The organism is Streptomyces sp. NPDC020965 (assembly GCF_044333555.1).
Lineage (GTDB): Bacteria > Actinomycetota > Actinomycetes > Streptomycetales > Streptomycetaceae > Streptomyces.
The window spans coordinates 657,961-671,304 of the sequence record NZ_JBIRRE010000001.1 but is presented as its reverse complement, the minus strand read 5'-3'; the positions used below and the strand labels follow the sequence as shown (position 1 = coordinate 671,304).

Below are 13,344 nucleotides of genomic sequence, written 5' to 3'. Positions count from 1 at the left end.
ACCCCGCACGGGGTCCGTTTCACACAGTCCCCATATGAGGAGATGCCCCTCCATGTCTGTCGCCCTGGCCGTGAAGTCCCCTGCCTACCCCGCGCCCAAGACCCTCAAGGAACTCGACACCCTGCTGACGGGCGGTCGCGGGCCGAGCGCGCACATCATCGTTCTGCACCCCGTGCTCGCCACGCGGCTCCTGCGCCGGAACACCAGGAATCGCAACCTGCGGCCGGCCGCGGTTGAGAACTACGTGCGCGACATCGAGGCGGGCACCTGGCCGCTCAACGGGGAAGCCCTCAAGTTCGACGTCGACGGCAATATCCTCGACGGGCAGCACAGGCTCCATGCGGTGTCGAAGGCCGGCGCGCCGGTCACCACGCTTATAGTCGGCGGGCTGCCCGCCGAGACGCAGTCCACCATGGACTCCGGTATGCGGCGCACCACGGCCGACGCCCTGGCGCTCGCGGACGAGCCGAACGCTGCCACGGTCGCGTCCATCCTGCGACGGGTCTGGGCCTGGGAGCAGGGCGACCGCAAGTTCGCTCGCCGTGCGAACCCGACCACGACCGAGTCCAGGGCCCTGCTCCTGAAGCACCCGGAGATCCGGCGCTCCGCGGAGATCGCCACCCGCACGCGGGCGGCGTTCCCGCACATTCCCCAGTCGGCCCTGGGCACCGCTCACTTCCTGGTGAACGCGGTCGACCCGGACGACTGCGCCTGGTTCTTCCAGCGCCTCGCCGACGGCGCGGACCTCTCCCCCCGCCACCCGATCCTCGCTCTCCGCTCCCGCGTCACCTCCGAACGCGCGAAGGAGGGCCGGATTCTGTGGGCGCGGCACCTGTCCTACCTGATCTACTCGTGGAACGCCGTGCGCGAGGACCGGCCGCTGGCGCGTCTGCTGGTCCGGCCCGACGCCCCCGTCCCGACTCCCAAGTAACAGGACCCTCTCACCTCGGAGATGCCCCTCCATGAGCACCACCACCGCTGTTTCCCCGGCCGTCGAGAAGGCGGTCGGGGCCATCGCCCGGGGCGGCGAGCAGATCGCCCCGCACCTCTTCGACCTGCACCTGGCCGAGATAGCGGACAAGGCGTCCTGCTCGCTGCTGCGGGACCGGTTCCGCGACGGCTTTCCCCACGCCGCCCACCACGAGCTGCTGTCCACCGTGGCGGCGCTGCGCGCTGTCCTCGGGTTCTCCCCGACGCCCACCGCCGCTGAGGTGATGGACTGGCAGGACCGGCAGCGCACGGCCTACACGGACGCGGCGAGCGGACCGACGGCGCAGTACCCCGTGGTGTTCGTCGACGGCCCGTACCGCGGAGTCGAAATGGCGCTCACCGGCCCGGCCGATTCCTACCCGAAGGCCGACGGCCCGCTCGGGCACCTCGCGGGACTCGGATGGATCGCGGGCCCGCCCGCCTCCATCCCGCTGCCGATCGTCTGGGGCGACACCGCCCGGCCGGGCCACGGCACCGTCCGGTACGCGCGCGGCGAAGCCCTCGCCGACGGCCTGTGGCCGTTCACGGTGCGCCTCGACGACCCCGCCCCGCCGACGGACGCCCGGCCGCACATCACGGTGCCGACCGTCCGGGAGCACTGATGCCCACCTTCGACTTCGACGACTGGGCGAAAGAGTTCTCCCCCCGGTATGTGGAATGGGAGCGGGTCTACCTGCGCCTCCAGCCGCACGCCGCGCGCACGCTGGCGCTCGCCGCCGGGTTCCCGATCTACCCGCCCCCGGTGCCGTACTCCACGGTGAGGGTCCGCACCGAGGCGCTGTGCCCGGCGTGCGGTCAGGGCCGGGTCTCGCGGCACTGGTCGCTGGGGGGCCGGGTGCTGATCGCGGGCTCGGACTGCCGGCACGTCTTCGTGATGGCGCCCCCGCTGCCGTTCGTGTCGGCGGGCGAGTAATGACGGCGCTCACCATCGCAGCGCCCGGCCCGCTCTGGGCCGGGCGCTGCGTCGTCCGCGCGGCGGGCCGCAGGGAGCTGCATGTGGCCGTCGAAGGCGCGGCGTTGCCGGTCGCGGTGATGTTCACCGTTCCGGTGGAGTGCCGGCCGGACGCCGAGTCGGCGCCGGGCGTCCGGCCGTGGACCGGCCCGGTTGACGAGGACCGGCTGTGCGCGGGGTGCCTGCGGGCGCTCGGCGCACCGGCAGCAGACCGCCCGGTGACCACAGCCGCGGGCGAGCCTCCGGCGGACCGGGGGCAGGCCCGGGATCACCGGCGCCAGGCCGTCCCCGGACTGTCGCAGAGTTCCGGGCCGGGCCGGCTGGTCCAGTACGGTGGGCGGCCGGGTCAGTGGCCGCAGTAGGCCCAGGGGCCGCGCTGCCCGGCGGGGGGCCGCCGATGTCCATCCCATGTTCCCGAAGGGAGTCCGTGCGTGAGCACCACGACCGAGCCGTCCGCGACGCTGCTGGAGGAGGTCGCGCTGATCGCGTGCGGTCGCCGTGAGGGCAAGACGCGCCCGTGCCGATCGTGCGCGGGTAAAGCCCCGGACCTGTGGACCATCGCCTCCAGCGGCGCCCGGGACGCAGTAGCGGAGGCCATATGCGGCGGCCACGGCGGCGCGTGTCAGGACTGCCGCGCCAAGGCCGAGATCATCAGCACCGCCGTCGGAGTCCCGTGCACCGCCTGAGCGGGGAGATCCGTTCGCCGGCGTCCAGGCCCCCCTTCACCGGGGAGATGCTGCCGCTGGAGGGCTGGCTCACCGTCGACCTGCACTGCCAGCTCGACGGGATCGGCCCCTCCGACCGGCATCCGGACCTCTCTCGGGTACGGCTGTCGATGCCGCCTGCGGAGACCGGCGGCATCGACGGGCGAGTGGAAGCACTCGCCGACTGCATCATCCGCACCGTCGAGCTGGGTGCCGGCATCGAGGAGACGGAGCAGGTGGACCCGGTCAGGGCCGTCACCCGTCAGAGCCTCGCGCAGGCCCTGGCGCCGTGGCTCACCGCGCTCGGGGTGTCCGTGCGCAGGCCCGGAAGTGCTGGCGCTCCAGAGGCGTGAAGAGGTTAGTTAAGTAGATTCGGACACCTCAGCCGGTGAGCGCCCGCCGTTCAGATGACGCCCGCTTGCTGTGCCGCGAGCAGCACGCCAACCAGGACGATCAGGGTGATCACGACGAAGGCACCCATACCCATCAGGACGGCGAGGCGCAGCGTGCCGTCACCGCTTTGAAGCGCCTCGCGAATTAGCCGAACCCAATTACGCGACATCATTGTCCGCTCTTTTCATCTGTTTTTTCATGGCTGATCACGGCTCAAGAGTTGCTAGCTAAAGATTTAATTAGCAAGACTAATGAAATTTAGATCGCGGCAACCCCAGGATGCATCCCCGGTTCCCCGCTCGTCGCCAACTATCCTCTGCCTTAGGGGAGTTGGCGGCGAGCGGCGTCCGCTGTTACATAAACGTGACCGGTGTGCTCGCTGATGAACAGAGCCCCCCTGGAGCTACCGCACACGATCCGGCCGCAGGGGCGAAGGCCGGGGGCCCCGACTTCCCGGGTCGGCCCGCCCCGGGCGTGCTGAGGCAGAACATCGACCGGGGAAGCCGCAGAGGCTCTGGGGGGCGGGTGCGGGGAGGGTCGATCGCGCCTCCGTCGCGGGGGCCGGCCGGGCAGGACGCGACGCTATGGCCCCGGCTCCTCCACAGTTCGCGGGCCTGCCGGTTCTGGCAGGTTCCCGCGATCCAGGAGGAGCATTCTCATGACCCAGTGGACCCCGAAGCTGACCAACGTGAAGGGCGCGGACGGCACGGTCGGCACCGGCCACTACGTCGAGACGGGCGGCGTCATCACCTTCACCGCGCAGATCGTCGCGAAGAAGGAGACCATCGCGGCCAACACCGCCGGCTTCGGTCTGACCCTGCCGAAGCCGGCGAAGGCGGGCGTGCGCTACGCGTTCAGCCTCAGCCTCGACGGCCGCCAGGCCGACAGCGGAGTGTGGACGGGCGAGGCCATGTGCTTCGTGGGCTCGGCCGGCAAGCAGCTCGACCGGCTGCGCGTGACCGGTACGTCGAACGGCGCGGCCCTCCAGACCATCGGCTACCTCTACGGCGACCTCGAAGGCGCGAAGGAGGCGGAGATCATCACCGTGACCGGCTCGTACCCGGTGGCCTGACCAAGCCGCTGAAGGGCCGCCGGAACACGCGTTCCGGCGGCCCTTCAGCGTTCCCGGCAACATGTCCGCGGGCGGCGCCTGCCCGGAGGCGCGGCCGTCGGCGCATCGCCCACCCGGTCCCTGGCCCCGTCAGGTCGCGTACGGGTCGCTGGGGCAGAGCGGTCGGCACTTCAGGCCCGTCATGTGGAGCACCGCGCAGACGTCGCAGCCCGGCTCGCTGGCGTCGCCCGACTCGAACGGGAAGCCGGTCAGGTCGAGTCCGCACAGCGCCAGGTCCTGGTCGCAGCAGTAGTAGTGGGAGCCGGTGATCGTGCCCGCCGTGGTGGTGGCTGCGGGCGGGAGCTGCCCGCGGACCCGCGCGACGACGGTTCGGGTGGCCTGATCAAGGGCTGCGAGGAACGGATCTTCCATGGACAAGGAGGCTAGCGCGTCGCCCCCGGGGCCGCCCGTGATTCCCCCTCGGTCACCTCGACGCCGTCTCCGCTGCGCGGCAGGCGCGGCAGACCGGTTCGGCCCCGGCCCCGTACCGGATCGTGAGGCCCTGACAGCGTGCGCAGGGCCCGATCTGCCGGGGCTCGCATCCCAGGATGACCGCGGCTGACCCCGGGTCCGTCGTCGGAGGCAGGCGTTTCGGGATGGTATCGCTCATGATTCCGAATTTACTCACTATGGCCGTTTTCGTCAGTTGAGGACGCCCCGGCGGCGCGGCTTGTGCAGCGGCTCCGGCTCGTACACGGCGAGCAGCACCGCCTCGGCCCGGTCGGGCGACTTCATACCGCGCGCCCGCATCGCCCGCTTCGACTCGATCTCCGAGTAGCCGTTCGTCCGGGACAGCAGCTTCGGCGTGGAGAGCTGCGTGGCCGCCTTCTTGTCGACATGGAGACGAAGCCGCCCGCGGCCCGACGACGGGTCGGGCTGGAGCAACGACCTGGTGGCCAACCACATCTCGTCCCGCTTGCGCCACGGCCGCATGACCGCCCCGGGGTCGTCCTGGCCCGGGGACTCCGACACCATCACGCCGACGATCTGCGCACGGTGCAGCCCGGTCTCCGCCCAGCGCTCCAGCATGGAGACGACGCCGTGACCTATGCCGTTGCGGTCCACCTTGACGCGCACCGGATGCGCCGACCCCAGGGCGTCGGCAAGGCGCTGGGCCGCGTGGATCTCCTCCAGGACGACTTCGGCAACCGCCACCTGGCTGTCGTTCGCGGCGCCCGCGGACGCGTGCCGGAACTCGATCGCGTCCCCGACGCACCGGTAGACGGTGAACTCGTCGCCCCCGTCGGCCGCCACGTCAACGCCGAGCCGCACCCACGCCCCCTCGCGGACGGTGTGCCGGCCGGTCTCGCCCTCCAGGCCCAGATCGCACAACCGGTGCCAGCCGTCGCCGGCCGGGTCCGCGTACGACATGGCGGACTCCACCCAGCTCGGCGGGATGGCGATGCCGCCGCCGCCCTTCGGGAACCTCGCGAACACCTTGGCGATCACGTACGGGTGATCCTCACCGTGCGACCTGATCGTGCGGTCCACCCAGTCCTGATCCGGCATGTGCCGGGCCAAGGTGTGGACGTCGTTCGCATTCGGGGGGCAGTCCGTGCAGAACGGCACCCGCTCACCGGTGATGGCGGGAGAGTCGAGCGAGGAGATCGTGATGGTCGCGGTGGTGGGCTCGCTCGGGTCCTCGCCCTCAAGGCACAGCTCCTCGAACCAACTCGACGGGTCGTCCATCGCCGGGTTCCCGATGGCCAGGAGCGACGCGTCCCCGCCCGTCAGCAGGTTGTTCGTGCCGTGGCCGATCACGGGGGCGATGCCGCCCGCCTCATCCACGATCAGCAGAATGTGGCTCTCGTGGATGCCCTGCATCGCCGCCTCGTCGTTGGACGGAGCGGAGAAGCCGTAGGCGGCGACGAAGTCATGCCCCTGGGCGGTCGGCATCTTGTACTGGACGGTGTCGCAGTAGCCCGGCAAACCGGCGCGCGGCACGACCTTGCGGATGTGCGGCCACAACTGCCGCTGAACCTGCCGGAATCTCGTCGCCGTGGTGATGCACAGCGCGGTCCCGACGGGATGAACGTTGGTGAACCAGACCGCCGCGCGCGCAGCCAAATGCGTCTTCCCCACGCCGAACCCCGCCGGCACGGCTGTCCTCTTGTGCGCGACGATCGAGTCCAGGACGGCCCGCTGCTTGCTCCACAGGCTCTCGCCCAAGACGTCCTCGACGAACCCGGACGGAGAATCCCGCCACAGCCCGTACAAGGAGCCCGTGAACCGCTCGACCTCCGTCATGATGACGGCGCGCTCGCGGGGGGTGAAGTGCTGCTTGAAGGCGTTGCGCCGCTCGCCGGGCGGCAGGCGCAGCAGGGTGTCGGCGACGCTCGCGCCCTCCCGGGAGACCAGGCCGGGCCGGGCACGGTGCAGCTTGTCAGCCGAGGGAGCCACGCGGGCGCGTTTCGGCTGCTCAGACTGCGTGCGGGACATGATCGCGACGGTGCCGCTCGGGCCCGGCTTGTGTCGCGGCCTGACCGGGGGCCCATGCCCTGACGCCCCGGCCAGGCCGCGGATTCCGGCGCAGCGCGTGACCGAACTGCTCTGAAGCGCGCGCCGGAAGCCTGGCGCCGAGGCCCGCGCGACCGTAGGGGGAAGGACGCGGGGGCCTCGACACCTGTAGTACGTCAGAACCCGGAATCTGTTACACCCCGCCGCGCGGGGCCGTCACAGGCCGTCGTACACGTTGCCGCACGCCGCGCACTCCCACGCCGGGTCGACGCTGTCCCCGCCGTGGTACTCGCGCACCCGGCGAAACACCGCCTCGCCGCAGCCGCACGCGCCGGGGGGCTTCTTGAGGACGTAGCCGTCGACGTAGAAGTCGTCCATCAGGCCACCGCCGCGTCGCCCGCCGTGGGGAGCGCACGGTCGGCGCCGCCCAGGAGCACCGCCCGCTCCTCGTCCACGCGGCGTATCGCCTCGACGACGATCTTCGCCTCGGCGATGGCGACGGCATGTTCGTCAGAGCTGAGCAGGTACCAGGGCGTGGCCTGCCGGCCGCCGGCGAGCAAGACCTCGCGGCGGGCCTCGTAGTAGTGGCGGGCCAGGGGAAGGAGACCGGGCATAGTCGTCATGCCGGGTAGAACGCCGAACTCCCCGATCTTGTGACAGGCCCTGCCGGCGGCGCGCCCGCCGCTCGTCTCCGGCCCTCTCGTCTGCGAGCGCACACCGACGGTGCCTGAGCGAAGCGAAGGCACCGTAAGTAGTTAATGGGTAGTGCTTGATGTTCCTACTAAAGGGGCCTGATCTGACGGCGACCGGTCCACCGGTAGCCGGTTTCACCGGTGCCGGAAAATCAGGCCCCGGTACCGGCGACTGAAAACCCGGCCCCGGTGGAATCGTGGGGCCGGGCCGGAAGAAACGCAGGTCAGTGGCCGCGGCGGCGCTTCGCCACGTTCTTCACGTCGCGGACGTACTTCGGGGTGACGTCACCCAGCTCGGCGATGCGGTCCGTGGTCCACCCGTACGGCTCCTCGGTCAGGGCGAGCGCCGAGTCCTGAAGGAACGGCATCGCGGTCTTCCGGCGCGCCGCCGCGACCGACACGGTCGCCGAGAGGGACGGCAGCCGCTCGGCAGCGCCCTCGACGCGCGGCACGCCGGCCTTCTCCGCGGCGGCCCGGCGCTCGTCGGCGGTCATGCGGGCGCTCAGATCCCCGCCGGGGTTGATCGTCGCCTTCTTGTCTCCGTGGAGCGCGATCCGCCGCATCTCGTTGTACGCGTTGGGGAGGATGCCGAGAACCTTGTCCAGTCCGCGGACGCCCTCGTAGAACCACAGCGACAGGGCGGCCTGGTTGCGCTCCTCGACGTGGGCGGCGATCTCCAGATCCGCCTGCTGCACGATCTCGCAGGCTCTCTTGAACCGGTCGTCGGGCCGGGTGATGGCGCCCAGCTCGTCCTTCACCAGGCGCTCGGCGCCGGCGCGCAACGTCCTGTGCTCGGGGATCTGAAGATTGTGGTGCGCAGCGGGCATGACTGGCCTCCGTTGTCGGGGCACCGGACGGTGCCGGCGAAGGCTGGGGCAACCCCATGCCGAACGAACGCCCAAATAGTACAGCGGAAGGCGCACCGTTGTCAGGGCGGACCGCTTCCACCCCTCCTGAGCAGGGCAAACCCGAACCGGCCGAGGAAGACCACCGGCCCCTGGACGTCGCCCGACACCCCTGGATCGCGCTCCCGGGGAGATCGGGTGAGGGCGATCCGGCCGACCGCCGTGCCCGGAACAGCTCCACGGCGCAGCACCCCGAGCCCCACCACCCGCCTCACCGCCACCACAGCCTCCGCAGCCCACGGCGCGCCCGCGGGAGGCGCTGGAACTCCTCGCTTCCCTTCGCCCACGGGTCCCTCTTCCGCGCCCGGTACTCGGCACGGGAGCGCAGCGCGGACACGGCCCACGTGCGGCGCCCCAGGGTGATCGCGGGCCCGCCGATGCCGTACGGCCGCTCGGCGCGGCTGTAGGTGTAGCCGACCGCGAACCAGATGCCCGGAGTGTCCGTCGTCCAGGTCCCGGCCGTCCAACGGCCGAAGTCCACGAACCCGCCCCCGCGACTCATCGGGCCCCCTCCACCAGGGTGCGCGCCCCGTCCGCAGCGAGTCGGTACCCGCGCCCGTCCGCGTACCGGACCACGACCTTGTCGGGGGGCTGCGGCCGGCGCACCTTCCAGCCCGCCTCGTACGACGGCAACGGGTGGTCCTCGAACCAGCCGTTGCACGGCTCACAGGCCAGCAGCAGATTGTGGGCCTCGTTCACCCAGGGCTCCCGCGCCCCTCCCATGCCCCTGTTGACGCGGTGGTGGACCGTCAGCCGGTCCCGGGAGCCGCAGCGCACGCACCGCCCGTCATCGCGATGGAAAACGAGGTCCTTGACCACGTCGGTGGGGCCGGTGCGTCGTCGGGCCACGGTCGGGGCCTCCGTCCTGCCCGGCTGCCGGACCGCGGGTGCGGCCCGCTGAGAGGAGCAGCGGGGCGAGCGACGGGAGAGTGGATGGCCGCCCGGTCTTACGTCGCGGCCTCCGGCGCCCGCCAGCAGGCGGCGACGCACGCCGGGCACGGCGCAGCGTGGTGATCGCCGACCGCCCGAGCGTGGCGGCGGGTCTCCCAGCGCAGCAGGAGGGCGCGCCGCTGCACGGACAGCTCGATCCCGCACCGGACCGGAGGCAGGTCCGGGCAGTAGTACGAATCGACCGGCCCCGCGCACCGCGCGACCGCGCGCAGCGCACGCCGCCACAGCTCAGGGGGCCGGCCGTCAGAGGGCGCGCCGTACGCCTGTGTGGTCTGCCGCACGGTGGAGACGGACAGGCTCACGGGCAGTCCGACGGTGCTCCAGGTCCGGATCTTGACGCCGTCGCTGTCGGGCGAGGAGTGAGAGAGCGCGGCGACGCCGGGTGCCCAGCGGAAGCGATGAAGGATCATGGGGCGGACCGTACGAGACGGCCCGCCCAGCGTCGCGGCCCTCCTGGCGCTACTCGGTGAACGCGCGCTCCAGGGCGTCGAGAACCGCGGCGGCGTCCGGGACGGTGGCGGACAGGACACTGACCTTCCCGAGCCCGTGATCGCCGAGGACGAATTCGAACTCGGAGGCCGTGACCTCGCATTCGTAGACGTACGTGCCCGGGGGAGCCTCCGCCAGCGGGCCGTCGGACCCTTCGATGAAGGGGAAGCGGACCTCGTCGACTGCCTTGGTGATCACCGTGTTGGGCATCTCCTCGAACTCGACGTTCGCGCGGCCCTCGTCGTCGATGCACACGCGCCCCTGGCCGAACCCGCCTTCCGCGAACTCCATCCGGAAGGCGTGGCAGCCGCAGCGCCCCTGCTGCTCGACGAGTCGGGGGAACGCGGTCTGCATCACGGTGACGGCCGCTCGCTGCGTCTCGTCCCAGTACGTGTCCCAGGCATCGATGGCGTCAATCAGGTCGTTGGACTGCATGTATGTGTGCTCCGTTCAGATCGCCGGACGGCCGCGCGTGCCGGGGTCGGCCGCGCGCCGGGCGTGGACAGTTCGACGGAGCAGCATCACGGCCGGTCGGCTTTGCGTCGCGGTGACCTGCGTAGCCGATTCGCAGCGTGCTGGCGATCCGGCTCCGAACCGAGCCTGTCGGGGGAGCGGGCCCTTGGCGGGTGGAGCCGATCTGCGAGCCGTCCGTCCGGCCCGTGGGTGGGTAAGGGCAGAGTGGGAGGTCAACGCGACCTGCGTCCGTGACCCCTGGGCGCTGGGCCAACGTCAGCCTGGCCGAATCGGAGCCACTGCCACGGTGATCGCCCGGTTCTTCACGCACCGGGTACCTGGCATATCCCCTCCGCCGCCCTCCGCTGGTGGGCTCGGTGTCGTAGGCCGGGATTGGCTGGACAATCCGTGGACACCTGCATCCCGCCCTGGGAGCTTGGAGTGGACGACCCAGCGAAACCAGTCAGCGTCCTGGGCTCGATCACACGGTTCCCTGCTCTGGGAGGACTTCCATGAACTTACGCAATCGCGTCTGTATCGGTGCGGTCTCGGCCGCCTTCGTCGGCGGGTCCCTGGTGCTGCCCCCGGCGGCCCACGCTGGAGAGTTCGCACCGGCTTCGTGCTACGGCAGCGCGAGCGCCTACTCCAAGCCGGCTGGGACCACCAGCCATCCAGCAGGCCGAACGTTCATAACCAGCAACGCGTGCAGCGACATCAACATCAAGCCCAAATCGGACCGGCACATCATGGTGTGCATCGAAAGGAACGGCGCCCAGGAATGCCCGGCGTCGTACACGGCCGTAAAGAAGGACACGTGGACCGTGCTCAGGTCGAACGTGCCTGACGATACGCAGTTCGCCTTCTACTTCCGCTCGGATGCGCTGTCCAACGGCCACTGGGCGGCCTGACGCTGTAGCCGGGCGTAGGCCGCCCGGCCTCGGTACGTGAGGCCGGGCGCAGGGCGGATCAGGCGGTGAGGTCGTACTCCTCGCCCCACAGGGAGTCGTAGTGGTACAGCCCGGTGAGGTAGTCGAGCACGCGTGGCTCCCAGTCGATTCCGTGGATCGCGGCGAGGACGTACGCGGCGACGGCTGGGCAGACGACGTCTCCGGCCTGCTGGAACTGGCTGGAGCGGGAGCCCTGCCAGGGGTAGGTGGCGCGGAAGGAGACGAGCGTTCCGGCCTCGGCGGGGGTGAGGCGCAGCCCGTCGCGTTCGCGGGCCCAGGTGCGGGTCTTGCCGGTGAGGCACCACGACGGACCATCGGCGGAGTAGCAGTTGCCGCCCTTGGCGCGGCCGGTCGCGGGGTCGACGGGCCGGTTGCCCCGGGTGTTGACCCGCTCGCCCTCGTCCCAGCCGAGTGCTTCGGCCATGGTCGTGACCGGGAGGGTGTCGGCGGGCGGAGCGAGGTCGACCCACTTGTGGCGGGTGGCGATCATGAAAGTCCGCTTGCGGCGGGAGGCGACGCCGAGGTCTGCGGCCTCCAGGACGGCCCAGGATGTTCGGAACCAGTCGGCGCACCCGAACTCGATCGCGAGGTCGTCAAGGACACGCTCGGGCAGGTTGTTGGACTGCTCCATGGCCATCCACGCGACCGGGGCCCCGGCCGCCTGAAGGCCGAGTGGCCAGATGGCGACCTCGGCCATCAGGCCGATCCGCTCGTCGGTGAGTCCGGCGAGCGTCGCGCGGACCTCGTCCCAGCTCGCCCCGGAGCGGGGGGCGTAGCCCTCGTGGGAGCCGAACTCCTCGCACAGGGGGCAGTCGTCGAGGTCGGGGTACAGCTCGTCGCAGCACACCTCGTCGAGGCGAATGAACCCGGCGGCCTCCCCGACGGACGCGATGGTGTCGCACAGGATGTCGAGGTTGGCCTTCAGCAGTCCGGCGTGCTTGCCCGCCGTGGAGAAGGAGGGGCACGGGGGGCTGATGATGACGCCGCGCGTGCAGCGCAGGGCGGGGTGCTCCGGGTCGAGCTTCGTGATGTCGGCGCAGATGCGTATGTGACCGGCAGCGCGGGCGGTCGCGCACGCGTCCTCGTCGAAGTCGACTCCGACGACGTCGAAGCGGGTGACGCCGAGGACCGTCTTCAGACCTTCTCCCCAGCCGCCCGGACCGGCGCACATCTCGACGACTCGCTCCGGCTCGCCTTCCTCCCAGGGGAGGAGCCAGCGGCCGGGCCACGGTGCGGCGATCTCGTCGAGTTCGGCCATGACGTGAGCGGGAATCGGTTCGCCGGAGCGCTTGCAGGAGAGGGCGGTGTCGACAACGCCCTGTTCGGCGCCGGTCAGCTCGGTCATGGGATTCTCTTTCGCTTCGGGTCTGGTCGGCGGTTGCTCTCCACCAACAACCCAAATACTACAGCATGCGTCACGCGGGGTGTGGTTGTGCAGCTCAAACCCTTAGCGGCGACGTCCGCAGTATCATTCAGCGCCCGACTGGGCACGCGAAAGGCCGCGCCCCCGACCCACCCACGGGCCCGGGACGCGGCCAACCCACAGCCCTACAGATCCCCCGCAGAACCCACCTCGACGGTGAGCCACCCACCCTCGGCGGGGCGCAGCATCGCGGCGAGCGCACCGAGCGCCTGCGACAGCACCGCGTCATCCACCAGGTCGACCACCTCGGTCGGATCGCCCACCGCATCGGCGTACAGCTCCACACCCCGGCCGGAGTAGACGGCGTGCCCCGCACCGGACTTCCGGGAAGGGCCAACGGCCTCGAACACAGCGACCGCGTACCGGCGCCCGTCGCCCGGCCGCAGAACACGCACACGACGGGCGACCACCTGCCGCAGCGCGGACTCCTCGGCGCCCGCCGCAGCCTCCCGCACCTCCGTGAGCATCGCCAGACCGACGCCATCGAGGAGCCGACGCAGCGCCGCCGTACGCCCCGGCCGCCGCGCCCCGTCCAACGAAACCCGGGCGCAGCACTCCGCACGCCAGCACACACACCGCCCACAGTCCCGGCAGTCCTGGGCGCGGGCACAGCCGCAGCGGCAGCCCAACGGCCGGCACCCGGCCGCGTGCTCCTGCTCCGGCACGCTCCTCGGGACGGTCGCCAAGGACCGGGACAGCTCGGTGAAGTCGCGGTCCTCCTCCACCAGATCGGCCGCGACGACCTGGCCGTGCGCGCGGAGCATCGCCGCCAGGTCGCCGCAGGCGTGCCGTCGCACGATCAGGGCGTACGCCTCGACCTGGGAGCCGATGAGCAGCGGGACGGCGTCGACGGGGGTGTTCTCGGGCATGGGCATGG

General features: G+C 71.1%; 20 protein-coding genes. 8 read left to right on the top strand and 12 right to left on the bottom strand.

The annotated features are described in order from the left end of the window. The first annotated feature begins 52 nt into the window (after nucleotides 1-52). The 6 genes from ACH4S7_RS02890 to ACH4S7_RS02865 all read left to right on the top strand — a co-directional run bounded on the left by ACH4S7_RS02890 (nucleotide 53) and on the right by ACH4S7_RS02865 (nucleotide 2,999). Complete coding sequence (locus ACH4S7_RS02890; protein ID WP_398519263.1) at nucleotides 53-931, top strand: hypothetical protein; 879 nt, start codon at nucleotides 53-55, stop codon at nucleotides 929-931. Between the two features lie 31 nt (nucleotides 932-962). Next, on the top strand, nucleotides 963-1,592 hold the full coding sequence (locus tag ACH4S7_RS02885) for a hypothetical protein (RefSeq protein WP_398519262.1): 630 nt from the start codon (nucleotides 963-965) through the stop codon (nucleotides 1,590-1,592). After that, nucleotides 1,592-1,903, top strand: a complete 312-nt coding sequence (locus ACH4S7_RS02880; RefSeq protein WP_398519261.1) for a hypothetical protein — start codon at nucleotides 1,592-1,594, stop codon at nucleotides 1,901-1,903. Before ACH4S7_RS02885 ends, ACH4S7_RS02880 begins: the two co-directional genes overlap by 1 nt. Beyond that, entirely contained in the window at nucleotides 1,903-2,304 is a 402-nt protein-coding gene (locus tag ACH4S7_RS02875; RefSeq protein ID WP_398519260.1) for a hypothetical protein, read from the top strand. The genes ACH4S7_RS02880 and ACH4S7_RS02875 overlap by 1 nt, the downstream gene beginning before the upstream one ends. A 69-nt stretch (nucleotides 2,305-2,373) precedes the next feature. After that, the gene (locus ACH4S7_RS02870) at nucleotides 2,374-2,628 is read left to right on the top strand and encodes a hypothetical protein (RefSeq protein ID WP_398519259.1); all 255 of its coding nucleotides are present in this window, start codon (nucleotides 2,374-2,376) and stop codon (nucleotides 2,626-2,628) included. Then, nucleotides 2,616-2,999 carry a hypothetical protein gene (locus tag ACH4S7_RS02865; RefSeq protein ID WP_398519258.1) on the top strand — a complete coding sequence of 128 codons (384 nt, stop codon included), beginning with the start codon at nucleotides 2,616-2,618 and terminating at the stop codon, nucleotides 2,997-2,999. Before ACH4S7_RS02870 ends, ACH4S7_RS02865 begins: the two co-directional genes overlap by 13 nt. A 50-nt stretch (nucleotides 3,000-3,049) precedes the next feature. On the opposite strand, the gene ACH4S7_RS02860 is transcribed toward ACH4S7_RS02865, so the two are convergent. Continuing rightward, nucleotides 3,050-3,211: a hypothetical protein gene (locus ACH4S7_RS02860; RefSeq protein ID WP_398519257.1), complete on the bottom strand. Its 162-nt coding sequence runs from the start codon at nucleotides 3,209-3,211 to the stop codon at nucleotides 3,050-3,052. Between the two features lie 486 nt (nucleotides 3,212-3,697). Between ACH4S7_RS02860 and ACH4S7_RS02855 the strand changes: the two genes are divergently transcribed. After that, nucleotides 3,698-4,111 (top strand): hypothetical protein, encoded by a 414-nt coding sequence (locus ACH4S7_RS02855; RefSeq protein WP_398519256.1) that lies wholly within the window; start codon nucleotides 3,698-3,700, stop codon nucleotides 4,109-4,111. Between the two features lie 129 nt (nucleotides 4,112-4,240). On the opposite strand, the gene ACH4S7_RS02850 is transcribed toward ACH4S7_RS02855, so the two are convergent. The 9 genes from ACH4S7_RS02850 to ACH4S7_RS02810 form a co-directional block, all read right to left on the bottom strand. Continuing rightward, nucleotides 4,241-4,522: a hypothetical protein gene (locus tag ACH4S7_RS02850; protein WP_398519255.1), complete on the bottom strand. Its 282-nt coding sequence runs from the start codon at nucleotides 4,520-4,522 to the stop codon at nucleotides 4,241-4,243. 270 nt (nucleotides 4,523-4,792) lie between these two features. Continuing rightward, complete coding sequence (locus tag ACH4S7_RS02845; protein WP_398519254.1) at nucleotides 4,793-6,589, bottom strand: hypothetical protein; 1,797 nt, start codon at nucleotides 6,587-6,589, stop codon at nucleotides 4,793-4,795. A 234-nt stretch (nucleotides 6,590-6,823) separates the two neighbouring features. Then, a complete protein-coding gene (locus ACH4S7_RS02840; RefSeq protein ID WP_398519253.1) occupies nucleotides 6,824-6,985 on the bottom strand; it encodes a hypothetical protein in 162 nt (53 codons plus the stop codon). Continuing rightward, the gene (locus ACH4S7_RS02835; RefSeq protein WP_398519252.1) at nucleotides 6,985-7,230 is read right to left on the bottom strand and encodes a hypothetical protein; all 246 of its coding nucleotides are present in this window, start codon (nucleotides 7,228-7,230) and stop codon (nucleotides 6,985-6,987) included. The genes ACH4S7_RS02840 and ACH4S7_RS02835 overlap by 1 nt, the downstream gene beginning before the upstream one ends. 293 nt (nucleotides 7,231-7,523) lie before the next feature. Then, nucleotides 7,524-8,126, bottom strand: coding sequence for a hypothetical protein (locus ACH4S7_RS02830; RefSeq protein WP_398519251.1), 603 nt, complete (start codon nucleotides 8,124-8,126; stop codon nucleotides 7,524-7,526). A 289-nt stretch (nucleotides 8,127-8,415) separates the two neighbouring features. After that, complete coding sequence (locus ACH4S7_RS02825) at nucleotides 8,416-8,706, bottom strand: hypothetical protein (protein WP_398519250.1); 291 nt, start codon at nucleotides 8,704-8,706, stop codon at nucleotides 8,416-8,418. After that, nucleotides 8,703-9,053 carry an HNH endonuclease gene (locus tag ACH4S7_RS02820; protein ID WP_398519249.1) on the bottom strand — a complete coding sequence of 117 codons (351 nt, stop codon included), beginning with the start codon at nucleotides 9,051-9,053 and terminating at the stop codon, nucleotides 8,703-8,705. The genes ACH4S7_RS02825 and ACH4S7_RS02820 overlap by 4 nt, the downstream gene beginning before the upstream one ends. Nucleotides 9,054-9,151: 98 nt before the next feature. Continuing rightward, the gene (locus ACH4S7_RS02815; protein ID WP_398519248.1) at nucleotides 9,152-9,565 is read right to left on the bottom strand and encodes a hypothetical protein; all 414 of its coding nucleotides are present in this window, start codon (nucleotides 9,563-9,565) and stop codon (nucleotides 9,152-9,154) included. A gap of 49 nt (nucleotides 9,566-9,614) precedes the next feature. Then, the gene (locus tag ACH4S7_RS02810) at nucleotides 9,615-10,079 is read right to left on the bottom strand and encodes a hypothetical protein (RefSeq protein WP_398519247.1); all 465 of its coding nucleotides are present in this window, start codon (nucleotides 10,077-10,079) and stop codon (nucleotides 9,615-9,617) included. A 530-nt stretch (nucleotides 10,080-10,609) separates the two neighbouring features. Here ACH4S7_RS02810 and ACH4S7_RS02805 point away from each other — a divergent pair. After that, nucleotides 10,610-11,005, top strand: coding sequence for a hypothetical protein (locus ACH4S7_RS02805; protein ID WP_398519246.1), 396 nt, complete (start codon nucleotides 10,610-10,612; stop codon nucleotides 11,003-11,005). A gap of 58 nt (nucleotides 11,006-11,063) precedes the next feature. Here ACH4S7_RS02805 and ACH4S7_RS02800 read toward each other — a convergent pair whose 3' ends face one another. Next, a complete protein-coding gene (locus ACH4S7_RS02800) occupies nucleotides 11,064-12,389 on the bottom strand; it encodes a DNA cytosine methyltransferase (protein WP_398519245.1) in 1,326 nt (441 codons plus the stop codon). Nucleotides 12,390-12,592: 203 nt separating this feature from the next. Beyond that, nucleotides 12,593-13,336, bottom strand: a complete 744-nt coding sequence (locus ACH4S7_RS02795) for a hypothetical protein (protein WP_398519244.1) — start codon at nucleotides 13,334-13,336, stop codon at nucleotides 12,593-12,595. Nucleotides 13,337-13,344 lie beyond the last annotated feature (8 nt).

Bases quoted from the DNA above. Each gene is read 5' to 3' on its own strand.
- ACH4S7_RS02890 (WP_398519263.1), top strand. From the start codon at position 53: ATGTCTGTCGCCCTGGCCGTGAAGTCCCCTGCCTACCCCGCGCCCAAG.
- ACH4S7_RS02885 (WP_398519262.1), top strand. From the start codon at position 963: ATGAGCACCACCACCGCTGTTTCCCCGGCCGTCGAGAAGGCGGTCGGG.
- ACH4S7_RS02880 (WP_398519261.1), top strand. From the start codon at position 1,592: ATGCCCACCTTCGACTTCGACGACTGGGCGAAAGAGTTCTCCCCCCGG.
- ACH4S7_RS02875 (WP_398519260.1), top strand. From the start codon at position 1,903: ATGACGGCGCTCACCATCGCAGCGCCCGGCCCGCTCTGGGCCGGGCGC.
- ACH4S7_RS02860 (WP_398519257.1), bottom strand. From the start codon at position 3,211: ATGATGTCGCGTAATTGGGTTCGGCTAATTCGCGAGGCGCTTCAAAGC.
- ACH4S7_RS02855 (WP_398519256.1), top strand. From the start codon at position 3,698: ATGACCCAGTGGACCCCGAAGCTGACCAACGTGAAGGGCGCGGACGGC.
- ACH4S7_RS02850 (WP_398519255.1), bottom strand. From the start codon at position 4,522: ATGGAAGATCCGTTCCTCGCAGCCCTTGATCAGGCCACCCGAACCGTC.
- ACH4S7_RS02845 (WP_398519254.1), bottom strand. From the start codon at position 6,589: ATGTCCCGCACGCAGTCTGAGCAGCCGAAACGCGCCCGCGTGGCTCCC.
- ACH4S7_RS02840 (WP_398519253.1), bottom strand. From the start codon at position 6,985: ATGGACGACTTCTACGTCGACGGCTACGTCCTCAAGAAGCCCCCCGGC.
- ACH4S7_RS02835 (WP_398519252.1), bottom strand. From the start codon at position 7,230: ATGACGACTATGCCCGGTCTCCTTCCCCTGGCCCGCCACTACTACGAG.
- ACH4S7_RS02830 (WP_398519251.1), bottom strand. From the start codon at position 8,126: ATGCCCGCTGCGCACCACAATCTTCAGATCCCCGAGCACAGGACGTTG.
- ACH4S7_RS02825 (WP_398519250.1), bottom strand. From the start codon at position 8,706: ATGAGTCGCGGGGGCGGGTTCGTGGACTTCGGCCGTTGGACGGCCGGG.
- ACH4S7_RS02815 (WP_398519248.1), bottom strand. From the start codon at position 9,565: ATGATCCTTCATCGCTTCCGCTGGGCACCCGGCGTCGCCGCGCTCTCT.
- ACH4S7_RS02810 (WP_398519247.1), bottom strand. From the start codon at position 10,079: ATGCAGTCCAACGACCTGATTGACGCCATCGATGCCTGGGACACGTAC.
- ACH4S7_RS02805 (WP_398519246.1), top strand. From the start codon at position 10,610: ATGAACTTACGCAATCGCGTCTGTATCGGTGCGGTCTCGGCCGCCTTC.
- ACH4S7_RS02800 (WP_398519245.1), bottom strand. From the start codon at position 12,389: ATGACCGAGCTGACCGGCGCCGAACAGGGCGTTGTCGACACCGCCCTC.
- ACH4S7_RS02795 (WP_398519244.1), bottom strand. From the start codon at position 13,336: ATGCCCGAGAACACCCCCGTCGACGCCGTCCCGCTGCTCATCGGCTCC.